The sequence below is a fragment of the Marivirga tractuosa DSM 4126 genome (assembly GCF_000183425.1).
In the GTDB taxonomy this organism is placed as follows: Bacteria; Bacteroidota; Bacteroidia; order Cytophagales; family Cyclobacteriaceae; genus Marivirga; species Marivirga tractuosa.
This window is the reverse complement of the sequence record NC_014759.1, coordinates 2190093-2214643: the sequence shown is the minus strand read 5'-3', so window position 1 is coordinate 2214643 and position 24551 is coordinate 2190093. Positions and strand designations below refer to the sequence as shown.

Annotated in this window: 22 protein-coding genes; 17 read left to right on the top strand and 5 right to left on the bottom strand. The window is 34.3% G+C overall.

Annotation, left to right across the window (positions count from 1 at the left end; translation table 11 throughout):
• Positions 1-37 precede the first annotated feature (37 nt).
• From FTRAC_RS09280 to FTRAC_RS09255, 6 genes are all read left to right on the top strand, one after another.
• Complete coding sequence (locus FTRAC_RS09280) at positions 38-1336, top strand: sensor histidine kinase (protein ID WP_185094451.1); 1299 nt, start codon at positions 38-40, stop codon at positions 1334-1336.
• A 44-nt stretch (positions 1337-1380) separates the two neighbouring features.
• Positions 1381-1632, top strand: a complete 252-nt coding sequence (locus FTRAC_RS09275; protein WP_013453978.1) for an acyl carrier protein — start codon at positions 1381-1383, stop codon at positions 1630-1632.
• 180 nt (positions 1633-1812) lie between these two features.
• Positions 1813-4188 (top strand): TonB-dependent receptor, encoded by a 2376-nt coding sequence (locus FTRAC_RS09270; RefSeq protein ID WP_013453977.1) that lies wholly within the window; start codon positions 1813-1815, stop codon positions 4186-4188.
• On the top strand, positions 4188-5051 hold the full coding sequence (locus FTRAC_RS09265) for a DUF4249 family protein (protein WP_013453976.1): 864 nt from the start codon (positions 4188-4190) through the stop codon (positions 5049-5051). Before FTRAC_RS09270 ends, FTRAC_RS09265 begins: the two co-directional genes overlap by 1 nt.
• A gap of 263 nt (positions 5052-5314) precedes the next feature.
• Complete coding sequence (locus FTRAC_RS09260; protein WP_049784251.1) at positions 5315-6151, top strand: UDP-2,3-diacylglucosamine diphosphatase; 837 nt, start codon at positions 5315-5317, stop codon at positions 6149-6151.
• A 33-nt stretch (positions 6152-6184) separates the two neighbouring features.
• A complete protein-coding gene (locus FTRAC_RS09255; RefSeq protein ID WP_013453974.1) occupies positions 6185-7210 on the top strand; it encodes a hypothetical protein in 1026 nt (341 codons plus the stop codon).
• On the opposite strand, the gene FTRAC_RS09250 is transcribed toward FTRAC_RS09255, so the two are convergent.
• From FTRAC_RS09250 to FTRAC_RS09240, 3 genes are all read right to left on the bottom strand, one after another.
• On the bottom strand, positions 7207-9108 hold the full coding sequence (locus tag FTRAC_RS09250) for a DUF3857 domain-containing protein (protein ID WP_148230063.1): 1902 nt from the start codon (positions 9106-9108) through the stop codon (positions 7207-7209). The genes FTRAC_RS09255 and FTRAC_RS09250 overlap by 4 nt on opposite strands.
• 133 nt (positions 9109-9241) lie before the next feature.
• Positions 9242-9946, bottom strand: a complete 705-nt coding sequence (locus FTRAC_RS09245; RefSeq protein WP_013453972.1) for a YjjG family noncanonical pyrimidine nucleotidase — start codon at positions 9944-9946, stop codon at positions 9242-9244.
• Positions 9934-10317 (bottom strand): ArsR/SmtB family transcription factor, encoded by a 384-nt coding sequence (locus FTRAC_RS09240; protein ID WP_013453971.1) that lies wholly within the window; start codon positions 10315-10317, stop codon positions 9934-9936. Before FTRAC_RS09240 ends, FTRAC_RS09245 begins: the two co-directional genes overlap by 13 nt.
• A gap of 294 nt (positions 10318-10611) precedes the next feature.
• Between FTRAC_RS09240 and FTRAC_RS09235 the strand changes: the two genes are divergently transcribed.
• The 5 genes from FTRAC_RS09235 (at position 10612) to FTRAC_RS09215 (ending at position 15833) form a co-directional block, all read left to right on the top strand.
• Positions 10612-11211, top strand: a complete 600-nt coding sequence (locus FTRAC_RS09235; RefSeq protein ID WP_185094450.1) for a carboxypeptidase-like regulatory domain-containing protein — start codon at positions 10612-10614, stop codon at positions 11209-11211.
• Between the two features lie 405 nt (positions 11212-11616).
• A complete protein-coding gene (locus FTRAC_RS09230; protein WP_013453969.1) occupies positions 11617-13452 on the top strand; it encodes an ATP-binding protein in 1836 nt (611 codons plus the stop codon).
• 19 nt (positions 13453-13471) lie between these two features.
• Positions 13472-13975, top strand: coding sequence for a histidine phosphatase family protein (locus FTRAC_RS09225; protein WP_013453968.1), 504 nt, complete (start codon positions 13472-13474; stop codon positions 13973-13975).
• A 36-nt stretch (positions 13976-14011) separates the two neighbouring features.
• Positions 14012-14461: an SRPBCC family protein gene (locus FTRAC_RS09220; protein WP_013453967.1), complete on the top strand. Its 450-nt coding sequence runs from the start codon at positions 14012-14014 to the stop codon at positions 14459-14461.
• 73 nt (positions 14462-14534) lie between these two features.
• Complete coding sequence (locus FTRAC_RS09215) at positions 14535-15833, top strand: thioredoxin-like domain-containing protein (RefSeq protein ID WP_013453966.1); 1299 nt, start codon at positions 14535-14537, stop codon at positions 15831-15833.
• A 50-nt stretch (positions 15834-15883) separates the two neighbouring features.
• Here FTRAC_RS09215 and ftsH read toward each other — a convergent pair whose 3' ends face one another.
• Together ftsH and rsfS are read right to left on the bottom strand one after the other, a co-directional pair.
• The gene (gene ftsH, locus FTRAC_RS09210) at positions 15884-17989 is read right to left on the bottom strand and encodes an ATP-dependent zinc metalloprotease FtsH (protein WP_013453965.1); all 2106 of its coding nucleotides are present in this window, start codon (positions 17987-17989) and stop codon (positions 15884-15886) included.
• 66 nt (positions 17990-18055) lie between these two features.
• A complete protein-coding gene (gene rsfS, locus FTRAC_RS09205; RefSeq protein ID WP_013453964.1) occupies positions 18056-18466 on the bottom strand; it encodes a ribosome silencing factor in 411 nt (136 codons plus the stop codon).
• A gap of 150 nt (positions 18467-18616) precedes the next feature.
• On the opposite strand from rsfS, the gene FTRAC_RS09200 reads away from it, so the two are divergent.
• The 6 genes from FTRAC_RS09200 (at position 18617) to FTRAC_RS09175 (ending at position 24539) form a co-directional block, all read left to right on the top strand.
• A complete protein-coding gene (locus tag FTRAC_RS09200) occupies positions 18617-19351 on the top strand; it encodes a biotin--[acetyl-CoA-carboxylase] ligase (protein ID WP_013453963.1) in 735 nt (244 codons plus the stop codon).
• A gap of 104 nt (positions 19352-19455) precedes the next feature.
• Entirely contained in the window at positions 19456-20757 is a 1302-nt protein-coding gene (gene ahcY, locus FTRAC_RS09195; protein WP_013453962.1) for an adenosylhomocysteinase, read from the top strand.
• Between the two features lie 80 nt (positions 20758-20837).
• Positions 20838-21614: a glycosyltransferase family 2 protein gene (locus FTRAC_RS09190; protein ID WP_013453961.1), complete on the top strand. Its 777-nt coding sequence runs from the start codon at positions 20838-20840 to the stop codon at positions 21612-21614.
• A 9-nt stretch (positions 21615-21623) separates the two neighbouring features.
• Positions 21624-22460, top strand: coding sequence for a glycosyltransferase family 2 protein (locus tag FTRAC_RS09185; protein WP_013453960.1), 837 nt, complete (start codon positions 21624-21626; stop codon positions 22458-22460).
• 57 nt (positions 22461-22517) lie between these two features.
• Positions 22518-23606, top strand: a complete 1089-nt coding sequence (locus tag FTRAC_RS09180) for a glycosyltransferase family 4 protein (RefSeq protein WP_013453959.1) — start codon at positions 22518-22520, stop codon at positions 23604-23606.
• A 114-nt stretch (positions 23607-23720) separates the two neighbouring features.
• Positions 23721-24539, top strand: a complete 819-nt coding sequence (locus tag FTRAC_RS09175; RefSeq protein ID WP_013453958.1) for an FkbM family methyltransferase — start codon at positions 23721-23723, stop codon at positions 24537-24539.
• Positions 24540-24551: the final 12 nt, after the last annotated feature.

Genomic DNA, 24551 nt, shown 5'->3' with positions numbered 1-24551 from the left:
TCCCCTTTTAAAAAGATTTTTAATTAGACTTGTCTTATTGACCTTAACAATTTTTGTATGGGCAATAGTAGTGGTTCATAATGAATCAACATTTTTGGGTTTAATATTTTTAGTGTTGACGGGAGTTCAATTAAGGTCATTCTTTAAAGAGCAGGCTGCAAATGAAATTTCAATAAATCGTTTTTTGGAACAATTGAAAAATAAGGAAATTGATTTTGAACCAGAAGAAAAAAATGAGGAGCTAAAGCAGCAATATAAATCTATTATTTCCACTATTAAAGATAGACAGAAGGAAAAGGAAGCTGAATACCAGTATTTTAGAAATATTGTACAGCATGTAGGTATTGGAATTATCACCTTCAACAAATCAGGTGAAATCCAATTGTATAATTTTGCTGCCAAAAAATTATTGAACACTTCCTATCAGGTTCATAATATCCAACAATTAACTAATGTAAGTGAAGAGTTGGTCGATACTTTTAAGGAGCTAAAAACTGGTGGAAGTAAGTTGATTCAAGTGAACATTGGCGAAGAAAGCAGACAGCTGTCTGTTTATGCCATTGAATTACAATTACATGATAAACATTTTAAGCTGGTTTCTTTACAGAATATTCAAACAGAGTTGGATGAAAAAGAGATGGAAGCTTGGAGAAACTTGATTAGAGTGTTGACGCACGAAATCATGAACTCTGTTACGCCTATATCATCCTTAACTGGCACTACAAGAGAAATGCTAAGTGGCTACAAGGTGAATGGTGCAGAAGAAGTCCCAATCCAAAAGGACGATATGGAGGATTTGATGTATTCTCTCAAAACAATTGAAAGTAGGAGCGAAGGACTGATTAGGTTTTTAAATGAGTTTAGAAATTTAACTCATACACCAACGCCTAAACTCAAAAATGAAAATATTAATGTTCTATTGGAAGGAATCTCTTTATTAATGAGTAAAGAATTAAAAGGGAAGTCAATTAATGTTCATAAGTCATTGGATGAAAGGATTCCAGAGATTTCAATCGATCGGGAATTAATCGAACAAGTTATTATTAATTTAGTTAAAAATGCATCTGAATCTTTTGATTCAGAACAGGAAGAAAAAAATATATGGATTAGTTCCAACCTCGACAACAAAAAAAGAGTCGTTATTAGTGTGAAAGATGATGGTGCAGGAATTGAACCAGAGGCTTTAACAAAAATATTTATTCCGTTCTTCACTACTAAGAAAAACGGCTCTGGAATTGGCCTGAGTTTATCCAAAGAAATAGTGAGAAAACATCAGGGTAATATTTCAGTACAGTCTACGTTAGGTGTTGGTACAGAGTTTGTATTAAAATTTTAGTGATTACCCTTTAAAAAGTTATATTTGTGGAAAAAATAGTCAAAATGCCAAAAGAAGAAATTCAAAAAACCATTACAAGTATCTTAGTCGAAAAACTAGGTATTGCTAGTTCGGAGGTAACAGCTGATGCAAGTTTTATAAAAGATTTGGGTATCGATTCTTTAGATTATGCAGAATTGGTAATGGAATTTGAGCAAAATTTCAATATTAGAATTCCAGATATGGATGCTGAAAAATTATCTACTATCAATCAAGCAGTGAAGTATATTGATGAAAAGATTCAGTCTGCTGAATAAAAAAGCCTTTACTTTTACCACTTGAATTGAATCCGATGGTTTTTTATTTATCGCCATCGGTTTTTATTTATCCTACATTTTCTCCATTTATAAATGCTATTGTTAAGTTTTTATTAATTCATTAACAAAAGCCATGCTGCTTCGTTTTCCTGACAGTGAATTTTCCTACTATCAAACCTTATGAAATTTAGAATCATAATAATACTGTTTTTCTTTGCTTCTTCATTACATGCTCAGAAATATACTATTAGCGGATATGTTAAAGATGCTGGTTCCGGTGAAGTATTAATTGGAGCCACCGTTGTAGACAAAAATGAGCCAGGAGTTGGTCAAGCCACTAATGTATATGGCTTTTATTCTTTCGAATTGCCCAAAGGAGAGTATACGCTAAAAGCCAGTTATGTAGGTTTCGCAAATAAAGAGATCAAAGTAAATCTCAAAGAAAACATCTCTCTTAATTTCAATTTAGAAGAACAAGCTTCAAGCCTAGAGGAAGTAGTAGTTTCTGCAAAGCGTAGCGATGAAAATGTGAGTTCAGTAAAAATGAGTACTGAGAAACTGCAAATTGAAAGAATTAAATCCATGCCTGCTCTTTTTGGTGAAGTGGATGTGGTAAAAAGTTTGCAATTGCTGCCTGGTGTTTCCACAGCAGGAGAAGGCACCTCTGGTATGTTCGTTAGAGGAGGTAGTTCAGATCAAAATTTGATTTTATTAGATGAAGCTACAGTTTACAATGCCAGCCACCTACTGGGCTTCTTTTCAGTTTTTAATCCAGATGCCGTAAAGAATGTCGAAATTTATAAAGGGGGAATCCCTGCTAAGTATGGAGGTAGAGTTTCCTCTATTTTGGATATTCAAATGAGAGAAGGGAATAATCAAAAATTTGCTGTGTCTGGTGGCCTTGGAACCATCAGCAGCCGATTGACAGCAGAAGTTCCAATTGTAAAAGATCAATCGTCATTGCTTTTATCTGGAAGAAGAACATATGCAGATGTGTTTTTGGCCTTTGCTCAAGATGAAAACATTAGAAATAATACGCTCTATTTCTATGACTTTAATACGAAATTCAATTATAGGTTCAGTGATAAAGATAAAATATTTGTTTCGGGCTATTTCGGAAGAGATAATTTAGGGTTTCAAGACTTATTTGGTTTTGACTGGGGAAATGCCACTTTTTCTACACGATGGAATCACTTATTTAATGATAAATTATTTCTAAATACGACCTTGCTCTATAGTAATTTCGATTATGGTTTTGATGTGAATTCGGCCGGATCAGGGTTCAATTGGAATTCAGGTTTACAGGAATATAATCTGAAACTGGATTTTGATTATTTTCTTAACAACAATAATACATTGTTCTTTGGTGCAAATGCTATATACCATGTCTTTGCACCTGCAGAAATCGCCTCTAAAGATTCAAATATTCAGGATTTTAATCTGCAGAATGATTTTGCTGTAGAAACTGCGCTTTATGTCAGTAATCAACAAGAGGTTAATGATAAGTTGAGTTTAGAATATGGGGTTCGTTATTCCTCTTTTGCTAAAGTTGGCCCCGATTCTGTTTCAATCTATCAAGAGGGACAAAGGAAAATGCCTGAGAACGAAATAAGAACTGATGTTTATCAAAGTGGAGATGTTGTTAAATATTATGGAGGCTTTGAGCCAAGAATAGGAGTCAGATATTTGGTCAACTCTAAGACAAGTTTAAAGGCCTCCTACAATAGAATGCGACAATATTTACAAGTTGCGACCAATGCAACGGCAGGATTCCCTACTGACCGTTGGATTCCAGCAGACTACCATATTAAACCAGTAATTGGAGATCAAGTGGCTTTAGGGTATTTTAGAAATATTAACGAAAATAAATGGGAAGTATCAGTTGAGGGCTACTACAAATGGTTGCAGAATGTAGTGGATTTTCTTCCTGGAGAGGATGTGCTATTAAATGATAGAATTGAAACTGCAGTGGCAGATGGAATTGCTTGGTCATATGGTGCTGAATTTATGTTGAGGAAAAATATTGGAAAAACAACGGGTTGGTTGAGTTATACTTTATCAAGGACTCAACGGCAGATTGAAGGTGTTGCTAGCGGGGAGCCTTATTTAGCTCGCTACGATAAGCCCCATGACATTGCATTGGTATTGTCTCATAAGTTCTCAGAACAAATCTCTTTTTCTGGAAACTGGGTTTATGCTTCAGGTGCTGCAGTGACCTTCCCTGAAGGAAGATATATTATGAATGGGCAGAATATTCCTTACTATGATGATAGCAAGAGAAATACTAGTCGAATGCCCGATTTCCATCGCATGGATTTAGGCTTGACCTATAAGTTTCGTGATGTAAATCGTTATAGCCACGAGATTACGGTTTCATTTTATAACGTCTATAATCGAAAAAATCCATTTTCAATCGAATTCAGGCAGGTTAATAATAACGATGCAACTTTCAATGAATCAGAAGATGGGCCAGTCACTAGTACAAGACCTGCAGCAGTGAAGACTTCGCTATTTGGAATCATTCCTTCTATCACATATAATTTTTCTTTTAACTGATGAAAGCAAATAAGAATAAAATATTGAGCTTGTTTTTAGCAGTTTTGCTCAGTTGGAGCTGCCAAGAAATAATCGATTTGGAATTAGATCAATCTGAACCAAAATTAGTTATTGAAGGGAACTTGACTAATGAACGAGTCATCCAAAAAATAAAAATATCAGAAAGCTTAAATTACTATGACACCTCTGAATTAGCACCGTATACGGAAGCAGTTGTCAGGTTAATGGATGTTGATTATAATTCTTTATTCTATTTTACTTACAGTTCCGAAGATAGTGTTTATCAATCAAATAGCCCGTTCGGGTTAGCTGTTGGCCAAGAATACATTATTCAAATCGAAGCGAAAGAGGAACTTCTGGAAGTAAAAGGACATGTGTTGGAAAATGCTACATTGGATTCACTTTATTATTTGTCAGCTGAAGAATTAGAAGCACTAGGTCAGCCTGTTTTTGGAGATGGTTATTTCATGTTCGTAAACGGGAAATTGAATAATGAAGGTATTGAGTATTTCAAGCTTGAGGTTACTGTCAATGATACTTTGAGAAATTCTAGGAACGATTTTTCTAACTCTGTCTTAACATCAGAATTTTTTGGATCAGAATTTCAAGCACTTCCAGTGCCTGGATCTTTTGAGGAAGATGATTCTGTAGTTTTAGAGCTTTATACGCTAAATGAAGATGTTTATCAATATTATGTGGAATTTATTAACCTACTATTTAATGATGGCGGAGTGTTTAGCCCACCACCAGTAAATCCTGATTCCAATATTAAAAACTTGACCAATCCCGAAAATGAACCTTTAGGATTTATACAGTTTAGTTCTATCCAAAGAAGGAGCTTAGTTATTAAAAAAAGAGATTAAGCCTGTGGCATGGAGATGCCTCTGCTTCTGGTATATGTTTTCCCAAATCTAACTTAAGCTTGCTAACCCTAGTTTAGGATATAGACCACCTATTATTGGGTAAGATTGAACATTTTTAAAATTGAGGATTAATTTAATGTTGAGGTATTTTTATACCAACATTACTAAAATTTGAAAAGTGCCTCAAATCTTCTTTTTTGTTTAACAACCAACTAATCATGGATTAATATTCAATGATGACCTTTAGGAAACCAAAAGAGGTCATGTTAACACACTACAAAACTTTAGTCATTTCTGATGTTCATCTTGGCACCAAAGGATCCAAAGCAAAAGAACTAGTTAAATTCCTTAAACAATGCAGTTGTGATAGGTTAATCCTCAATGGAGATATTATTGATGGTTGGCAACTCAAAAAATACGGCACATGGAAAAGGAAACATACTCGCTTTATCAATAGAATTTTGAAAATGATTGAGGAACATAAAACCGAGGTGATTTATTTAAGAGGGAATCATGATGATTTCTTGGATCAGGTACTTCCATTTAAAGTAGGAAACCTTACCATTACTAGAGATTTAATAATTGAAAGTAATGGCAAAAAATTCTACGTAGTGCATGGTGATATCTTCGATTCAATCACCACTAATCTTAAATGGGTTGCCAAGTTAGGAGATGTTGGTTATACGTTCTTATTGTGGGTGAATTCCAAATATAATCAATACAGAAGAAGTAAGGGCTTACCCTATTATTCTCTCAGCCAAGTGGTCAAATCAAAAGTAAAATCTGCGGTTTCTTATATTGATGATTTTGAAAAGCAACTTCTTGAAATTGCGAAAATTAAAGATTGTGATGGAATCATCTGTGGCCATATTCATCAGCCAGCATTAAAAGAAATCGATGGGTTGATTTATATGAATTCAGGTGATTGGGTAGAAAGTATGAGTGCTTTGGGGGAAGATAAAGATGGTAATTGGTCTTTGGTTTATTATGCCGATTCTTCTCCATACAAATTAAACCATAAAAAAGTCGAAGAGTTGAATATTAACAATACATCTACTTTTAGTACAGAAGAAATTAACATACGAAAAAAGACTGCATAATAAAATTTTACTGAAAAGGCTTTATATTCGAATATGGCTTTAATAAGTAAGAAGAAAAAAATATTTCCTGTTAGTAATAATTTGATGAAGTACTTGCGCAATCATGGCAGGCAACTCGATATCCCCATCAAATATAGTGATTTAACGAGGTCCAATAATGCAATTCCTTTGTATGACAGCGAGGACAACGATACGCTGTGGGAAACCCTTTTTTTTCCACAGGATGACATGAAACATATTTACTATGGTTTGAAGAATATTTATGCCATTTTAAAAGCAGATGGAGACTTATCTGTAATGGAACATCTTTATGTCGACCGAGTGGATGCCTGCACTTATGGCAATACCTATCCGTTCCGAGTACGAATAGTTAATCAAATCAATGATAACTTCGATTATTTCTACATTAAAAAAGCCGATGCTTCTCGAATTTATGGTTTGGAATTAGAGCATCTTCTTTCTCCGAACAGAATGAGTTATATCGTAAATGGAGACACACTTATTGAAGAGCATATTCCAGGGATTCCAGGAGATCAGTTTATCAGGAATTATATGAATGACGATAAACTGAATAAAATCAGATTAGCTAAAGAATTCGTAAAGTTTACCGAAAGATGTTTTGTCCGATTGTTAGGCGATATGCATTCCAACAATTTTGTTATCGATATCACGCCTGATTTTGAGGAAATCCATTACAGGATAAAATCCATCGACTTCGATCAGCAGTCTTATGAAGGCAGGAAAGCAGTATACATGCCTCAATATTTTAAACAGAACAATCCTATTATTGAATTAGGATTGGAGTTGATGACTCCTGCCACGGTTAAACAATATCAAAAAGAGGAGCGCTCATTGATTGTAAATAGAATGAAGGCATCTGACCATAGCCTAAAGGAATTAATGAAGGCCATGAGAAAAGACGTAATTTCAACACCTGAAAATATCGCTAACCTGAGGGCTGAGTTAGCAGAACATTATAAACATCAGTCTTTTAATGATTGTATAACCATGGGAGATGTAGTAGCTGAAAGCTTACGCTATTTGAGAGAGCACAATTAACGAATCAAAATGATTTTTTGATTTAGAGTGCTTGTTACTTCTTGCATGAATTTTTTAATCATTGAATATTCATCAGGCATATAGATTACTTGATCATAATCAATAGTATATTCTATTTTTAAACTATTGCCTGTTTTATTAAACTGATACATGAATTTTCCTTTACCATCAGGTAAGGCAATGCTTTTGTTTTTTGGATACTCTAAAACAGTCCACCCTTCTGGGATTTCATATGCATAGCTTGCCATTCTTATCAGGGGGGTATAAAGTGTAAGTGGATTTTGTCTTTTTTCAGTTTGAAGTGGGTTTTTTGAAAATTCATTAAAAACTATAGGCTGAATCTCAATATAATTTTTTGCCACCGAATCTGCGGGTCTAACAAAAGATAAATACTCTTTTAAATATTTATTGTCATCATATTCATCAACTACATCATGGTTTTTAATGTTCCAATCCATATTTTCGAATATAGTTTCAATCAAATAGTCATTATATGATCTATTGTTACTAAGGAATCTTGCGTCAAAAGAATAAACCGCATATCCTTCTCTTTTTACTTCATAAGTTCCTTCAATGGTTGCAGTATCAGTTACTATAAATTCTCCGGTTACCTTCTCCTTATCTTCAAAATTAAATTCCAAAGGCACAAAACCGGGTGCTTTTTGTGAAATGACTAATCCACCATTATTGATATAATTTGGAGGCAGCATATTGAATAGTAAGTTCTTATCAGAAGCATCTAAGAAATAATTTTTGCCATTGTGTCTAATCATGCAAATGTAGACATCAAAGAGTTCAAAGTAAGGGTTTTCTGGATAAGTTGGTCTATTCTCGATAGAACTTAAAGCAATTAAATAAGCATCGAAACCTGATTGGTTGAGCATTTTAGTTAAAAGCATATTGATCTGTTGTGGCGTGCCTTTTCTTGCTTTATACGCCTCTTCCAAGCTTTTATCATTAAATGTTAAATCAATAGTGAAATTATTTCTAATAAAATAAAAGAAGCCTTTTATAACATCTATTTCAAATAATTCAGGGTGGTATATTTTATCTATTTCTTTTTGTAGATAACTACTGCGGCTATATACATTTTTGAAAAAGGGAGCGCCTGCCCAATTGTAGGCTAATTCTTCATAATCTTGAGGTAGGATAAATTCAGTGGACTGATTTGGCAAAGTGTATTCAGCTAGCTTAAATCTCAATTTTGAAATAAAGTAGTTTGATCCAGGAACGTCTTCTTCCATTACATAAGCAGGTATACTATCTATTTCGAAGTTTTCGATCAAAACATCTGTTTGCTTATTTTTAATCATTTTTTTAACAGTTTTTCTGCTAAAATCATCTAAACTCAAAGTGCCTTCCAAATATTTGTAAAACAATAGATAATTGGGTACTTCAGTAGTATAAGTTGATTTTACAACGGGTATGTCATTTTGGAAATACCAGCTATTTAACTCTTGCCAATCAGCTATTTTAATTTGATAAGTATATTCTATTACACTTCCTACTTTAGCTTTTGGCATGGAGAAATAGTTCTCAACTATTCCGCCATTAATTTTTTTGCTGATGTCAGAAGATTGCAAACTATCAATCTGCAGTGAGTCATTTTCACCTAAGTTGTAAGTGTGGCCTTTAATAAAAAGGAGTGAGTCTTTTTCGCTGTAGGGTATCATTACCTTTGACCAGCTTAGCCCTTCTTCAGTAAGAATTTCGATTTTGGTGGTGTGGGTGAAAACAAGCTCGAAATTATCGTTGTATACACTATGTCCACTATCCAATAGAATGATAGCATCAGCACCGATACCAAATGCAGAATCTTTTGGTGTGTTGCTTTCTTGCGCTAAGATTTGAAATGAAAATACTATTGATAACAGTATACTTAAAAATAACCTCTGCATTTTGATATGATTTTGTTGATAGACTCTATATTTCTTTAGCTCAGCTAAAGCTAGCAATTATTATTCCAATTATATTTTTTCATTTCATTGATACGTTTAATATTTCAATCAGTTGGATAGGAACTTGCCTTTATTAAAATATCGATTTTAATTGACTTAGGCAATCGATCTCATGTGTAACACTTGATTTGTGGGTTTCTTTCTTTGGATTGAAATATATAGTATCCATTCCAAAGTTTCTTGCTCCAAGTATATCAGTTTGCAGATTATCCCCTATCATGATACTCTCATTTTTCCTTGCTTCCGCCTTATCAATTGCATATTTAAAAATTGAAGTCATTGGTTTTTTGTACCCAGCACTATCAGAAGTGACCACAGTTGAAAAATAAGTATGTAACCTAGATTTTTCTAATTTTAGTTTCTGAACATCATTAAAGCCGTTAGTTAAAATATGAAGTTGGTAATTATCTTTGAGATAGTCTAACACTTCAAAAGTATAAGGAATGAGATGAGGCTTGGTAGGACAAAGCATTAAATATTCAGTAGAAAGTTTTTCACTCAGTTCGAAGTTATTTATTTTAAATCGGTTTAATATCTGCAAAAATCGTTGCTCTCTAATTCCATCACGAGATATCTTGTTTTTATTATAATCATCCCACAGATTTCGGTTTACTTCTTCAAAACAAAGATTGAATTGCTCACAACTACTAATTCCAAGGCTGTTGAGTTCATGTTTTAGAAATAATTCGCTTAATGCCTCATTAGAATTTTTTTCATAGTCCCAAAGTGTATGGTCCAAATCAAAGAAAATATGTTTATATGAATTTATTTCACCCATTTTTTGCTGTGTAATTTATTTAAAGCTAGTGTTCTATTGGAATACATCACTTTAAAGGTTTCTAAATCTTTCTGTAATTGTTGGTCTTTTTCTACGAATTTAAAGGTTTGTGCTAAAAGATCCTTTACTTCTTCTTTCACATAATAAAACACCCATTGATCAACTTTCTTAGAATTTAGAACGCCATTATTCTTTAGAAAAGATAGATGTCTGGAAGTTTTGGCTTGAGTGAAATCCAAAATCATTTCTAAATCAGAGATACACATTTCTTGGTTCTGATGCACCAAAAATAGCATGCGCAAGCGGGAGTCATCAGAAAGGCATTTATAAAATTGTACACTGAAATTTAAAGTAAAGTTCTTGAGCCTCATAAGCTTGTTAGTCACTAAAAGTAAAAGTACAAAACGATAAATGAACTTTAACAATCCAAATGCAATTATAATTTATCCTTGCTTTGTTAGGAAGATCATTATTCTATTGGAAGAAGTGCAAATACATATGTCCGTCCCTCTAGAGATATTAGTGTTGTAAAATAACAAAGTTGGATTAAATTAGTGTTACAATAACTAAAGAGTAACCGAATCGTTAATAATTTAGTTTATAATCTATTATATTTGTGAAATATGGTTCAAAGAAAACTTCCCATATTATTAATACTGTTGTTCGTGTCATTTTTTTCCTATTCTCAAGGAGAAGAAACTGAAACGGAAAAGGTAATACAATTTACTGGAGTAGTTTTAGACAGTGATAGTTCAGCGATACCGGGGGTGCATATTTATACACCTGTGTTTGGAAGAGGTACATCAACTAACCAATATGGCTTTTTTTCTATGCCTGCATTGGAAGGTGATAGTCTTGTAATCAGTGCGGTTGGTTTCAAAAAAGCAACCTATGTTGTACCTGAAATTAAAAGCACTACCCTTAAAGTAATTTTTCGGTTGCAGCAGGACACGGAATTGTTAGATGAAGTTCAAGTTTATAATATGCCTCCCACTGTTGAAGCCTTTAAGCAAGCTGTTTTGGCTGTAAGACTTCCAGATGAATTCAGTAATATGGACAAGAACCTCGATCCTGCCACCCTTCAGAAGATGTACAAGACCTTACCAGCAGATGGCTCCATGAATCATAGGTGGTTCGTTCAACAACAAGCCTATTACAATCAGACTAAGAATTCTGTAAGAATTAATCCTTTACTAAACCCAATGTCGTGGATTGAAATTTACAGAGCAATCAAACGTGGCGACTTTAGTAATAATAACGATTAATAACAAGTCTGTACCTTTCTGTATTAATCCAAACAGTTTTTCTCAATAAAATTTACTTTCTTGCTTTAAAACCATTTGATAAATATTGTCCATAAGTGGTCGAATATTTTTTTTAATGGAGGCTTTCTGCTTATTTTAAGAATTGAATGTTATGTTAGATGCAGTTATTGTAGTAATCCAAATCCTGAAAAGGGAATGAGGAGTGAAGAAGATTGTGATTTGTAGCATACTTGTCCAGAGAATTGGGCTGTTCTTAAAGAAGAGAGAGTACACATGAAATGAGCATAAATTTAGAGTCCCTAATTTACCATGCAAGGGATAGCTTGCCTGCCTATGACAGGAATATATTTATGGGAATTCCATGTGGCAATTTAAAAGCATTGTATATATGAAATATATTTTTATTTGAGAATATCTGTTATCATATTGTTTCTATTTCTATTTCAGGGAAGGCTAGTATCTGCAGAGTCTTTTCAGGATATTCTTGATGAAGGATCGGGCAAAGTCAAGGTCTACTACTATCCAATTGAACCTTTCATTTATAAGGATGAAATTGGGAATTTATTGGGTATAGAAAAGGAAATGATGGATTCTTATCTTCGTTTTATTGAAAAGAAATATTCTGTAAAGCTTTTCGTAGAATGGGAGCAAGTCCCAACTTTTGATTCTGTGTTTGATTATGTTAATAAATCCGAGATTCCAGCTTTCGGTATTTCAGTTATTTCTAAAACTGAGGATCGGGCTAAACTAGTAGGTTTTTCGTATTCCTATATGCCTGATGTAAGCGTGTTTATTACTCACCTTTCTGTCCCATTTTTAAAAGATGGAGAAGCTCTAAAGACACATATTAATGGCTTTGAAGCAGCTACCATTTCAAGTACTACCTATAAAGATGATTTGGATAAGCTTAGTAAGAGGTTTGAGTTAGACTTAAATTATGTTGACGTTCCGAATGATGAGGATATCATACGTTTGGTTAGTCGAAACAGGGAAATGGTAGGTTATGTTGGTCTTCCATTTTATGTTATTGAAATAGGGAAGGGGAATCCAGTAAAGCGGCATAGCAAGTTTCAAGTCAAAAGAGATGGATATAGATTCATATATCAACTAGGGAACGGATGGGAGCAAACAGTTAAAAACTACTTTGAGAGTTACTTGTACCGTGCTGAAGCAGATAAAATAATAAGGAGATATCTTGGGAATGATTATTCAGAATTGATTTGGGGGCTAGCTGGAGATAATGTGGCAGATAGAGCTGACGAAATTGCTTTTCTAAACAAGGAAAAGGAAATACAAAGTCAAAGTCTAATTGCTGCTGAACGTCAAAAAGAATTGCAGTGGGTCATCATTGTATCTGTTAGCATAGGTCTTGTTTTTGTAGTAATTATAGTCTTGTTATTGGTTCGTTCAAACCGAATGAGACAAAGAGACAATGTACTTTTAAAAGAGAAAAGTGAACAATTACAGGAATTATTAAATGAACTGAATCAAAATAAAGATGAAATATCACATCAAAGACAATTGCTTCAGAGAAAAAACAAGGAGTTGTCAGATATAAATAAGCAAAAGGATGAATTAATTGGCATAGTGGCTCATGATTTAAAAAGTCCGATTAACCAAATGAGTGGCTTAATCACTATTTTAGGTTTTAAAAGTGAAAAATGGGATAAAGAGGAGGTTGAGATTTTTGAAAAACTTGAGAACTCAAATTTCCATTTAAAGGAGTTGGTAGAGCGAATATTAGATTTGGAGTCGATTCAAAAGAAGAGCCTAAACTATAAGATCACTACAGTGGATATGGCAGAAATACTGAGAGAAACGGTGTCCGAATTTGAGGAAAAAGCTGTATCTAAAAATATTTCAGTAGATATTTCCCATATTGTGAATGGAAAAACCGTTATGGTTGACCCCTTTTTCCTCAAACAAGTTTTTGAAAACTTAGTAAGTAATGCCTTGAAGTTTTCGCCCTTTGGGAGTACAGTGTTTATTGGAACCGAAAGCCATCATGATTATCATCATGTTTATATGGAGGATCAAGGACCAGGAATATCAGAACGAGATAAGGTCAAATTATTCACTAAATATATGACCCTTTCTGCGAAGCCTACAGGAGATGAAACTTCAACGGGCTTGGGTTTATCTATTGTGAAGAAATACGTAGAAGAAATGAATGGCAGTGTGTGGTGTGAGAGTGAATTAGGTAAAGGGGCTAAATTTATAGTGGCATTTCCTAAGGTTTAATTTTAAAATAATATTTCCGATGAGAATTTTAGTTGCAATTGTTTTAGTGGCCTTTATGGCAGTTTCATGTTCAAATGAAAATGAAAAAAAGGTGGTCTATATGGTTCGCCATGCTGAGAAGGATGCTTTCCCAAAAAATGATCCTCCCTTAACTACAGATGGTGTGATTAGGTCTGTGGACTTAGCAAGCTGGTTTAAGGATATTAGTATCGACACAGTATTTTCGACTGATTACGTTAGAATGCGCGAGACTGCAAAGCCCTTAATTGAGCAACAAGGTCTGGATCTATCAATATACCAGGCAATGGATTTTGAAGGATTTGCCAATCAATTGAAAAATATGAAAGCAGATACCATCTTAGTGATTGGGCATAGCAACACTATACTTGAACAAATTGAAGCTTTAGGATTTGATCGTCCGCAAGAAAAAATCAATGAAAAAGAGTATGATAAAATATTTGAGTTGCGATTAGGGAGCGATGAGATGTTTACGCATAGATACGGCTCAAAATATAAGGAGTAAAAGAAAACATTTTACCCTTGTTTCTATTATCTTTTCATGAAGTTAAAACTTAAGACAGAAGTTAAGCAAGATTATTTATCCGTGAAAAATGGATTTGATGCAAAGTTGTTTTTATCATTGAATCCACCGTTTCCTCCTGTTAAATTGAAAGAATTTGGTGGGTGTGAAAAAGGAGATAAAGTCCATTTAGAATTGAACTTTATCTTTTTTAAACAAGACTGGATAAGCGAAATCACTTTTGATCGTACTTCCGAAAGCGTTTTTGAGTTTATTGATGAAGGCACTCAATTACCCTTTTTTCTAAAATATTGGAAACATCATCATATAGTAGAGAAAGCACAAGAAAATAGGTCATTTATTATTGATGATATCGAGTTCAAATCTCCATTCAAATTGATGGACTTTATCCTATATCCTGTTTTATGGCTTCAGTTTGCATATCGAAAACCTATTTATAAAAAGTTATTTAGTACTCCAGTAAATTAAACATTAGAAATTGAGGTATTTCTGAATAATACTGACTAATATTTATATTTTTGCTTAGTATAATATAAATATTATGGTGCTAAGATTAATTTTTGTGACAATTATTGGTTTGAGTTCTTTTAAGGAGATTTCTGCAGGCACCCTTACATTTCTCCATAATGAAACAATCGAAGTAAAGTTACGAGATGCAGTATACCCAAGCCATTTAGCTTATACGCCCACATTTCAATACCCTAGTGCTACCATTTTTCAGTTAACAGAAACGGATTTTCATTTTTACTCCGTAATATTTAATTCTAAGGAATACTATTTATGGGTTGAAGACCTAACTTTAAATACAAATGTGAATTTAGAAGATGCTGAAACAAGCACTACTAATTATGTGCTAATATCCAAAAGTAATTGGCTCTCTGGAAAAATTGATTCAAAACTTGAGCGTATAAAAAAAGTACATGAAATTGATAGTTACTATTCGAATGCTTTGGATAGTTTAAATAATCTAGCGGAAACTAATGAGCAGCATCGATATGAAAATTCATTTAGCACAATTGTTTGGGATAGTCGTTCCGCCAAGCGTCTATACAATTTTGCTGTAGAGTCATTCAGTTATCAATTTGATGAAAACCTAATTCACTATATTCCCGAATATGCTAACTATTGGCAATTGCTATACAAATTATACTACCAATATTACCATACTAATTCTTTCAAAGGTTTCAATAAAAAAGAAATCCAATCTGAAATAGAAACTGATTTTCCTGATCCTCAATCAAAATTCTTAGTTTTCCATCATTTCTTCAATGTTGGCTTATCACTAAATGATCTTAAAGAGAATTTTGAGTTGTTTGCAACAGCTTTAAGTGAAAGAGAGAAAGTTCTGGTTGAGGCTTTGATGCAAAATAAAGCTGTCAAGAATTTATCAAATTCCCCACAAATAGATTTCCTATTTGGCATTGACATCGATGCGTCAATGGAAAGTTATTTCGCTAGGGATTCATCTGAAAAAATGCACTTATTAGTGTTTTGGTCTAGTTGGGATAAAAAAATGGAAACAGAATTCAGTCTTTTAAGCGGTTTAAAGGAAGACTTTAAGGAAAAATTTAATTTTGTGCACATTTGCATAGATGCATATGAAGCTCCAGAAAAAACAAAATCATTTATTTATCAAAATAGGGTAGACGGCTTTCATTTATTACCAGAGCAATCAAGAGCATTTAGGGTTAGTAAATATAGAAAAGCGCTGAAGATTCGAGACTTTCCATTTTATGTGTTGACTAATCATGCTGGGGAGATGGTTGAAACCGAATCTGTTCCCTTAGAAATTAGCCAACGCTTAGCAAGCAAGATGAAATCTATCAGTACAAAAAAATAGCCCTACAAATATTGACTTGCAGGGCTATTAAATTTAAACTTAGCGTTTTCTTAATCTTCTTTTTTGTCTTCTTTATCTGCAGCTTCATCAGAAGATGGCTTATCAGATTTTGCTTCTGTTTCAGCAACTGATTCCTCTTCTTTTTCCTTCTTTTCTTTCTTTTCTTTCTCTTTTTTTAACTCGTCTTGCTTCTTACCATTGGTGTAAGCTTCATAAGTTGTTTGCTGCTCAAAAGGGCGTTTGCCTATAAGTTTCTCCAAATCAGACTGGAAGATGATTTCTTTTTCTAATAGTTGCTGAGCTAATATTTCTAACTTATCTCTTTTCTCTGTTAAGAGCTTTTTAGTAGTTACATAAGCTTTAGCAATCAATTTGTTCACTTCCTCATCAATTACTTTTGCAGTATCTTCTGAATATGGTTTAGTGAATTTATAATCTCCACCATCTTTAGAATCATAAAAGGAAACATTTCCAATTTTTTCATTCATACCATAAACACTTACCATGCTATAGGCCATTTTGGTAATTCTTTCCAAATCGCTTAATGCACCTGTAGAAATTTTACCGAAGACGATTTCCTCAGCTGCACGGCCACCAAGAGCCATACACATTTCATCAAAAAGCTGTTCTGTTTGATGTAAAAATTGCTCCTTAGGTAGATACTGTGCATACCCTAATGCTGCAATACCTCTTGGGACAATACTGACTTTTACCAATGGATCTGCATGTTCTAAAAACCAACCAGCCACTGCATGACCAGCTTCGTGATAGGCAACAATTTTCTTCTCATCAGGAGATATGATTTTATTTTTCTTTTCAAGACCACCGATTACTCTATCGATTGCATCCTGAAAATCATCCATATCTACTGCCTTCTTATTTCTTCTGGCAGCTATCAATGCAGCTTCATTACAAACATTGGCAATTTCTGCACCAGCAAAGCCTGGTGTTTGAGCTGCTAATTTTTTAGCATCTAATTCCTTGCTAACTTTTAAAGGGCCTAAATGCACCTTGAAGATGGCCTCTCTACCAATGATGTCTGGTTTGTCAATACTCACTTGTCTATCAAATCTACCAGGTCTCATTAATGCTGAATCCAACACATCGGGTCGGTTGGTAGCTGCTAAAATGATTACTCCAGAATCAGTTGAGAAACCGTCCATCTCCACTAAAAGAGAGTTCAATGTGTTTTCTCTTTCGTCATTTGAACCTGGCATTCTTCCGCCACCTCTAGAACGACCTATTGCGTCAATCTCATCAATAAAGACAATGCACGGAGCTTTTTCCTTTGCTTGTTTAAATAAATCTCTTACTCTGGCCGCACCAACACCCACAAACATTTCAACGAAATCGGAACCTGACAATGAGAAAAAAGGTACTTCAGCTTCACCAGCCACGGCTTTTGCTAATAATGTCTTACCAGTACCTGGAGGGCCTACTAATAATGCGCCTTTAGGGATTTTACCACCCAATGTAGTGAACTTAGAAGGATTCTTTAAGAATTCTACTATTTCTGCTACTTCCTCTTTTGCTTCATCTAATCCTGCAACATCCTTAAAAGTAATCTTTACTTTATTCTCTGCGTCAAATAAAGCTGCTTTGGATTTTCCGATGTTGAAAATTTGACCGCCAGGACCGCCTTGTCCAGACATTCTTCTCATTAAGAACCAAACACCAAATAATAGGAATATCAAGAAGCCATAGCTCCAAAACATTTCTGACCATTGCGTACGTTCTTCGACTTCATAACCAATTCTATCTCCTTCGGGAACTTGGCTTTCAAGTTCAGAGTAGTTTTTATCAAAAATATCTAAGCTAGGAATTTCAAATTGATAATGAGGTCCTTGCTGATAATTCCAAGGGTTGCTGTTTTCTAGCTCTTGAATGTATTTGGAATTTTGAAGGGCATCTTCTTTTAGATACACTTCAACGAGGCCTTGGTTTTTGAGTAACAACACTTTTTTAACGTCATTACTTAAATACATTCTCTCAAATCTCTTTTCTGAGATTTTAATGGCATTGCTACTGCCACTGAATAATGAAATACCAAACACCACTGAAATCAAAATAATAATTACCCAAATTTGGTAATTTGGCTTTTGTGGTGGTTTTGGTATGATTTTTTTTCTTTTGTTATCTTTTGGTTTTTCTGCCATTACTTTTAACTATTACAATGCTGCTAGCATAACGTTAGCATTTAGCATTATGTTTATGATAAATTTTTAAACACTTTCTACCTCTATGATTTTGGCATCGCCCCATAGACTTTCCAGATTATAATGATCTCTTTTGTCATTTTTGAAGACATGGGCAACAACATTTGCAAAATCAATCAGAATCCACTCCTTATTATTTTTTCCCTCAGTCATCCATGGTTTTTCATTTGCTTCTTTATGCACAAATTTTTCAATGGATTCAGATATGGAATCTGCTTGAGTGTCGGAAGTTGCTGAACAAATCACGAAGTAGTCAGCTACTGCATTTTTCACTGCGGTTAAATCCAAAATGGTGATGTCTTGAGCTTTTCTCTCCTGCATTCCCTTCACTACTATATTACTTAAAGCTTCTGAATTCATGTGTATATCATGGTTTTTTACGGCTACATGGAATTCCCATAAATCTATTCCTGTCATAGGCAGGCAACCTATCCCTTGATTAGTAAATTTAGGGACTCTAGATTCATGCTCATTTCATTAAATATTTTTTGGTTTCAAATCTAAGATGTTTCTTTGCTGTAAAACTACGAAATAATATTGCATAAAATCTTTGCCAATACCTTATTTATGGGGAAACAATTCATTTCCCTGCCAAGCTGTCATTCCACCAATGATTTGATGGCACAAATGTCTGCCAAAAATCAGCTTTACGAAGGTGCAATTATCATTACAAAACACCAAACTAAAGGGAAAGGGCAAAGAGGTAATCAGTGGAATTCTCCTGATGGAGAAAATTTAACTTTTTCAATTTTTCTTAAACCACAATTCCTAAAAGCAGCGCAGCAATTTGAACTCAATAGAATGGTCTCTTTGGCGCTTTTGGATGTTGTGAAAAGCCTTTCCGATGAAGTAAAAGTTTTTGTTAAATGGCCTAATGATCTTATCGTAAATAAGAAAAAAGTAGCGGGGATATTAATTGAAAATTCCATCAATCAAAATGGAATTTCTGAAAGTATTGTCGGGATTGGATTGAATGTTAATCAAATGGAAAATATTCTTCCAACGGCAACATCTTTAGCACAGCAATTTGATAAGAATTTTAATTTAGACAAGATCCTGTTAGATATTGTTCAGAGATTAGAACATTACTATTTAATTTTAAGAAGCGGGGATTTTCGATTCATTCATCAGCTGTACGAATCAAACTTATATCTTAAAGATAAGGTGGCTTTTTATGAAGATGCCAGCGGGAAATTCAATGGGATTATTCGTAAAGTTTACCCCGATGGGGTACTGGAAATCGAAGATGAAAGTGGAATTATTAAAAAATTTCATTTCAAGGAAGTCCGCTTGCTGTCATAATAGTAGTCTTTTCTTTCAATAAACACATACTCTCTTTAATTATTAAAACTAATGTGGTAATTTTGTGTTGCTAAATGCATTTAGAAAGAAGAAAATAAGTTAAAATGACAGATACAGAGAATTACAAAGTAAAAGACATTTCCCTAGCTGCTTGGGGAAGAAAAGAAATTACGCTTGCTGAGGCAGAAATGCCTGGCCTAATGGCATTAAGAGAAGAGTACGGAAAAGAGCAACCTTTGAAAGGTGCTAGAATTGCGGGTTGTTTGCACATGACTATCCAAACTGCAGTTTTGATTGAAACTTTAGTGGCTTTAGGTGCTGAAGTAACATGGAGTTCTTGTAACATCTTTTCAACTCAAGACCAAGCTGCTGCTGCTATTGCAGCTGCAGGTATACCTGTTTATGCTTGGAAAGGAATGACAGAAGAGGAATTCAACTGGTGTATTGAACAAACACTTTTCTTCGGTGAAGACAAGAAGCCATTGAACATGATTTTGGATGATGGTGGTGACTTAACCAATATGGTGCTAGACAACTATCCTGAACTTGCAGATGGCATCAACGGGCTTTCTGAGGAGACTACCACTGGCGTTCATAGATTATATGAGCGTATGAAGAAAGGAACCTTACCAATGCCTGCTATCAATGTTAACGATTCAGTTACTAAATCTAAATTTGATAATAAGTACGGATGTAAAGAATCATTGGTAGATGCAATTAGAAGAGCTACAGATGTGATGATGGCTGGTAAAGTTGCCGTTGTTGGTGGTTATGGTGATGTAGGGAAAGGTTCTGCTGCTTCTTTAAGAGGTGCTGGTGTTAGAGTTATTGTTACGGAGATTGATCCAATTTGTGCGCTTCAGGCTGCAATGGATGGCTTTGAAGTGAAACCAATGAAAAAAGCAGTGCAAGAAGCTGATATCATTGTTACAGCTACTGGAAATAAGGATATCATTACTTCTGATTTATTTGAAGCGATGAAAGACAAGGCAATTGTTTGTAACATTGGTCATTTTGACAATGAGATCGATGTAGACTGGTTACATAAAAATGCTGAGTGGGATAACATAAAGCCGCAAGTAGATTTGATTACTATGAAGAACGGTAAACAAATCATTCTGTTAGCTGAAGGAAGATTAGTAAACTTGGGTTGTGCGACTGGTCACCCTTCTTTCGTAATGTCCAATTCATTTACGAACCAGACTTTGGCTCAAATTGAATTGTGGACACGTAAAGATAATTATGAAAATGCTGTTTATATGCTTCCTAAGCACTTAGATGAAAAAGTAGCGGCCTTGCACTTGTCTAAAATTGGAGTTGAACTAGATACTTTAAGTAAAGACCAAGCAGATTATATTGGTGTAGAGGTTGAAGGACCATTTAAGCCAGAGTATTACAGATATTAATATTTTTTAACCAACACTGATTCCACAGTTCTTAACTAGGAAGAAGGTGTTGGTTTTTTAATTTTTTAAACGCCTATTCCTTGAAGATTAAATTATCCGCAGTTGTGATTACTTTTAATGAAGAGAAAAACATCAGGAGGTGTTTAAATTCTTTAGTAAAAGTTGCGGATGAAATAATTGTTGTGGATTCTTTTTCTTCCGATCGGACGGTGGAAATTTGCAAGGAATTCGGATGTGATTTCAGAACAAATCCTTTTGAAGGGCACATTCAACAAAAAAACTTCGCTTTGCAGCAAGCATCCAATGATTTTATACTTTCTTTAGATGCCGATGAAGAACTTTCTCAAAAACTTATCGAATCTATTTTAGAAATTAAAGCTGATTGGAAATATGATGCATATTATTTCAATCGGCTATCTTCTTATTGCGGCAAGTTTTTTCCACATGGAAGTTGGTATCCCGACCAGAAAATAAGACTTTTTGACAGGAGGCTTGCCAAATGGGGAGGTACAAATCCTCATGATAAAATTGTTCTTTCAACTAATAGTAAAGAGTTTCTCAAAGGGGACTTGTTGCATTACACCTACCACACAATAGAAGAACACATCAAACAGATCAATTATTTTTCTGGAATAGCAGCTAAAGCAGCTCATGATAAAGGAAAAAGATTCAATATATTAAAGTTGGTTTTTAAACCGTTCTGGAGGTTCTTCCGAGATTATTTTCTCAAGCATGGCTTTCTTGGTGGTATCAGAGGCTTGACGATTTGTTTACTTACGGCAGTTGAAACCTATTCAAAAATCATAAAACTTTGGGAGTTAGAAAGAGCCGAAAAATTAAATCAAAAACCTAGTTGATTAGATTGAATGTTAGATAATTTTAAATCATACAGCAACAAAAAGGACAATCCACCCATCTTTTCTATTGTTATTCCAACATGGAATAATTGGGATATTTTAAAAAACTGCATTAAAGCAATCCGCAATCATTCTAATTTAAATCATCAAATCATTGTATTTATCAATGAAGGGAAAGATGACACTTTGGAATGGGTGAAATCCCAAAACGATCTTGATTATGTGTTTAGCCCTACCAATGTCGGAAGTTGCTATGCCTTGAATAGTTGCAGAAATTTGTTTGAAGCAGATTATATGCTGTATTTGAATGATGATATGTACGTTTTGCCTGAATGGGATAAAGTGCTTTATGAAGAAATTAATTCCTTGAATACTAAAATGTTCATGCTGTCAGCAACCTTAATTGAGCCAACTGACACAGGTAATTCTTGTGTTGTTAAACAGGATTATGGGAATGGATTTGATGATTTTAAGGAGGAGAAGTTATTAAGTGAATATAAAAATTTGGTGAGAGAAGATTGGAGTGGTAGTACCTGGCCGCCTAACATCATGCCAGTCGAGCTTTGGGATTTGGAGGGTGGCTTAAGCATAGAGTACAGCCCGGGGATGTATTCAGATCCAGATTTTTCCAAAAAAATCTATGAGGCTGGTGTTAGAATTTTCAAAAGTAAGGGTGAAAGCCTGGTTTATCATTTTGGTTCTAAATCCACCAAAAGATTAGGCAAAAATACAGGAAGAATTCAGTTTATTATGAAATGGGGACTTAGTTCGAAAACTTTTACGCAAAATTTTCTGCGAATTGGAGCAGACCATAACTCCTCAATAAGGGAAGCTAGCTTAAATTAGTAAAAAAAGAAGGTCAATCGACTCAAAAAGATTTATTACAGTTTTAAATAGATTAAAGTGAAGATACTAGTCATCAGCAATTTCAGATCAATTGTTACGGTAAGGCCCGAAGCAGAAATTTTTATCGGTTTAGCGAAAAAAGGGCATGACATTACCGTAATGACTTATAAGGAATCCGAATATATTCCACGATTTGAAGAACATGGGATAAAAGTCATTCTATTTCACCCCGAAAAGAAACGCGATAAAGAAAGTATTGCTTTCATAAGGGAGGAATTAGTAAGAGGAAAATATGATGTTCTGCAGATGTACAATAGCCTTGCTTATCTCAGTGGAATTCCAGCTGCGAAAGGCCTTCCTGTAAAAGTGATTTTATATAGGGGTTATACTGGAAATATTGCGTGGTATGATCCTTTTATTTATTTTAAATATTTCAACAAAACTGTTGATGCAGTTATCTGTAATGTGAAGGCAATTGAAGAACTGTTCCTAAAGAATTACTTTGGGAACAGGATTATTTTTAAAACCATTAATAAGGGTCATGATATTTCCTGGTATCAAGTAGAGGAGAAGGCAGATTTATCTGGATACACACAAAAGCCCGACAATGTGAAATTTATCTGTACTGCTAATGATCGAAAAATGAAGGGCGTAAAATATTTACTGAAAGCCACTCATTATTTAGACAAAGATGCTCCTTTTGAATTATTCTTGGCGGGTAGGAATATGGATAGGCCTGAATTTCTGAAGTTGATAAATGACAGTCCTGTGAAGGATAAGATTCATATTTTGGGATTCAGAAAGGATATTCTGGAAGTAGAGAATAACTGCGATGTTTTTGTGTTGGCCTCTCTTTACGGTGAGTCCATAACTAAAGCGGCAATTGAAGCCATGGGCTTAGGCAAAGCACCTTTGATTACTGATATTCCCGGCAATAGAAAACTGGTGATTTCAGGGGAGTCGGGCATTGTTGTGCCAAAGGCAAATGCAAAGTCACTAGCGGAAGGGATGAAAAAATATATTTATAATCCTGACCTCATTAGCAAGTATGGAAAAGCTGCCCAAAACAGAATTCAAACGGTTTTTCACACCAGTAAAACAGTTGAAGAGTACGACAAATTCTACAAAGAACTGATCGTTAATTAACTGTTTCAATGCAACCTACAAGTGAGGTAGGTTTCAGTTGTTATCTAATTCTTCTTTCTCAAACCTGATTCTTAGTATTATTGCATATTCATTAATTGTATAATCATTTTTCGAATGAAAAAGTATTTTACACAAGCTTATAAGAAGTTCGTTTTCAGATTGTCAGCACGAAATTCTATAATTTTCAGAGTGTTTTACAAATACTTTTTCAATCCAAAAAAAGGAAGCTTAGACTATTTTTACGATCAGGTTTCCAAAAATCTGGAGGATGTGTATGTGATACAAGTAGGTGCAAATGATGGTATCAATCATGATCCGATTCATAAATTTGTAAAACGAGACAAATGGAAAGGACTTTTGATAGAACCGCAACCGGATGTGTTTAGATATCAACTGTTCCCACTTTATATGCGGGATGAAGGCATTTGGATGGAGAATATTGCTATTGGAGAAGAGATTAGCTTGATGGATATGTATAAAATCAGTTTTACTAGGGAAAGATGGGCTACTGGTTTAACGAGCTTTTATAAACCAACATTGCAAGCTAAAGTAGATAGCGGGCGTGTAGACGAAATCGCTAGAGAACGTAATTTGAAGGTGCCGAAGCGAAGAGCGGAATATATTGATGAGTTGAAAGTAGAGGTCAAGACGTTTGAATTTCTAAGAACGAAATACAAAATTGGTGAAGTAGATATATTGCAAGTGGACGTAGAAGGATTTGATTATGAGGTGATAAAATTATATGACCTTAGTAAATTTAAGCCAAAGGTTGTAGTTTTTGAGAGTGATCTTTTAAAAGATTTGGAATATGCAGAGGCTGAAAATTATTTTGTGGATCACGGCTATTTAATCAGAAGATTAGGGAGAGACAGCATAGCCGTAAGGAAAGATTTTAAGCTCGGTATATCAGTTTTCAACCAATTAGGAGAATAAGAAATAAAAGTC

Coding starts and splice junctions, on each gene's coding strand:
- FTRAC_RS09275 (WP_013453978.1), top strand. CDS start 1,381: ATGCCAAAAGAAGAAATTCAAAAAACCATTACAAGTATCTTAGTCGAA.
- FTRAC_RS09270 (WP_013453977.1), top strand. CDS start 1,813: ATGAAATTTAGAATCATAATAATACTGTTTTTCTTTGCTTCTTCATTA.
- FTRAC_RS09265 (WP_013453976.1), top strand. CDS start 4,188: ATGAAAGCAAATAAGAATAAAATATTGAGCTTGTTTTTAGCAGTTTTG.
- FTRAC_RS09260 (WP_049784251.1), top strand. CDS start 5,315: ATGTTAACACACTACAAAACTTTAGTCATTTCTGATGTTCATCTTGGC.
- FTRAC_RS09255 (WP_013453974.1), top strand. CDS start 6,185: ATGGCTTTAATAAGTAAGAAGAAAAAAATATTTCCTGTTAGTAATAAT.
- FTRAC_RS09250 (WP_148230063.1), bottom strand. CDS start 9,108: ATGCAGAGGTTATTTTTAAGTATACTGTTATCAATAGTATTTTCATTT.
- FTRAC_RS09245 (WP_013453972.1), bottom strand. CDS start 9,946: ATGGGTGAAATAAATTCATATAAACATATTTTCTTTGATTTGGACCAT.
- FTRAC_RS09240 (WP_013453971.1), bottom strand. CDS start 10,317: ATGAGGCTCAAGAACTTTACTTTAAATTTCAGTGTACAATTTTATAAA.
- FTRAC_RS09225 (WP_013453968.1), top strand. CDS start 13,472: ATGAGAATTTTAGTTGCAATTGTTTTAGTGGCCTTTATGGCAGTTTCA.
- FTRAC_RS09220 (WP_013453967.1), top strand. CDS start 14,012: ATGAAGTTAAAACTTAAGACAGAAGTTAAGCAAGATTATTTATCCGTG.
- FTRAC_RS09215 (WP_013453966.1), top strand. CDS start 14,535: ATGGTGCTAAGATTAATTTTTGTGACAATTATTGGTTTGAGTTCTTTT.
- ftsH (WP_013453965.1), bottom strand. CDS start 17,989: ATGGCAGAAAAACCAAAAGATAACAAAAGAAAAAAAATCATACCAAAA.
- rsfS (WP_013453964.1), bottom strand. CDS start 18,466: ATGACAGGAATAGATTTATGGGAATTCCATGTAGCCGTAAAAAACCAT.
- FTRAC_RS09200 (WP_013453963.1), top strand. CDS start 18,617: ATGGGGAAACAATTCATTTCCCTGCCAAGCTGTCATTCCACCAATGAT.
- ahcY (WP_013453962.1), top strand. CDS start 19,456: ATGACAGATACAGAGAATTACAAAGTAAAAGACATTTCCCTAGCTGCT.
- FTRAC_RS09185 (WP_013453960.1), top strand. CDS start 21,624: ATGTTAGATAATTTTAAATCATACAGCAACAAAAAGGACAATCCACCC.
- FTRAC_RS09175 (WP_013453958.1), top strand. CDS start 23,721: ATGAAAAAGTATTTTACACAAGCTTATAAGAAGTTCGTTTTCAGATTG.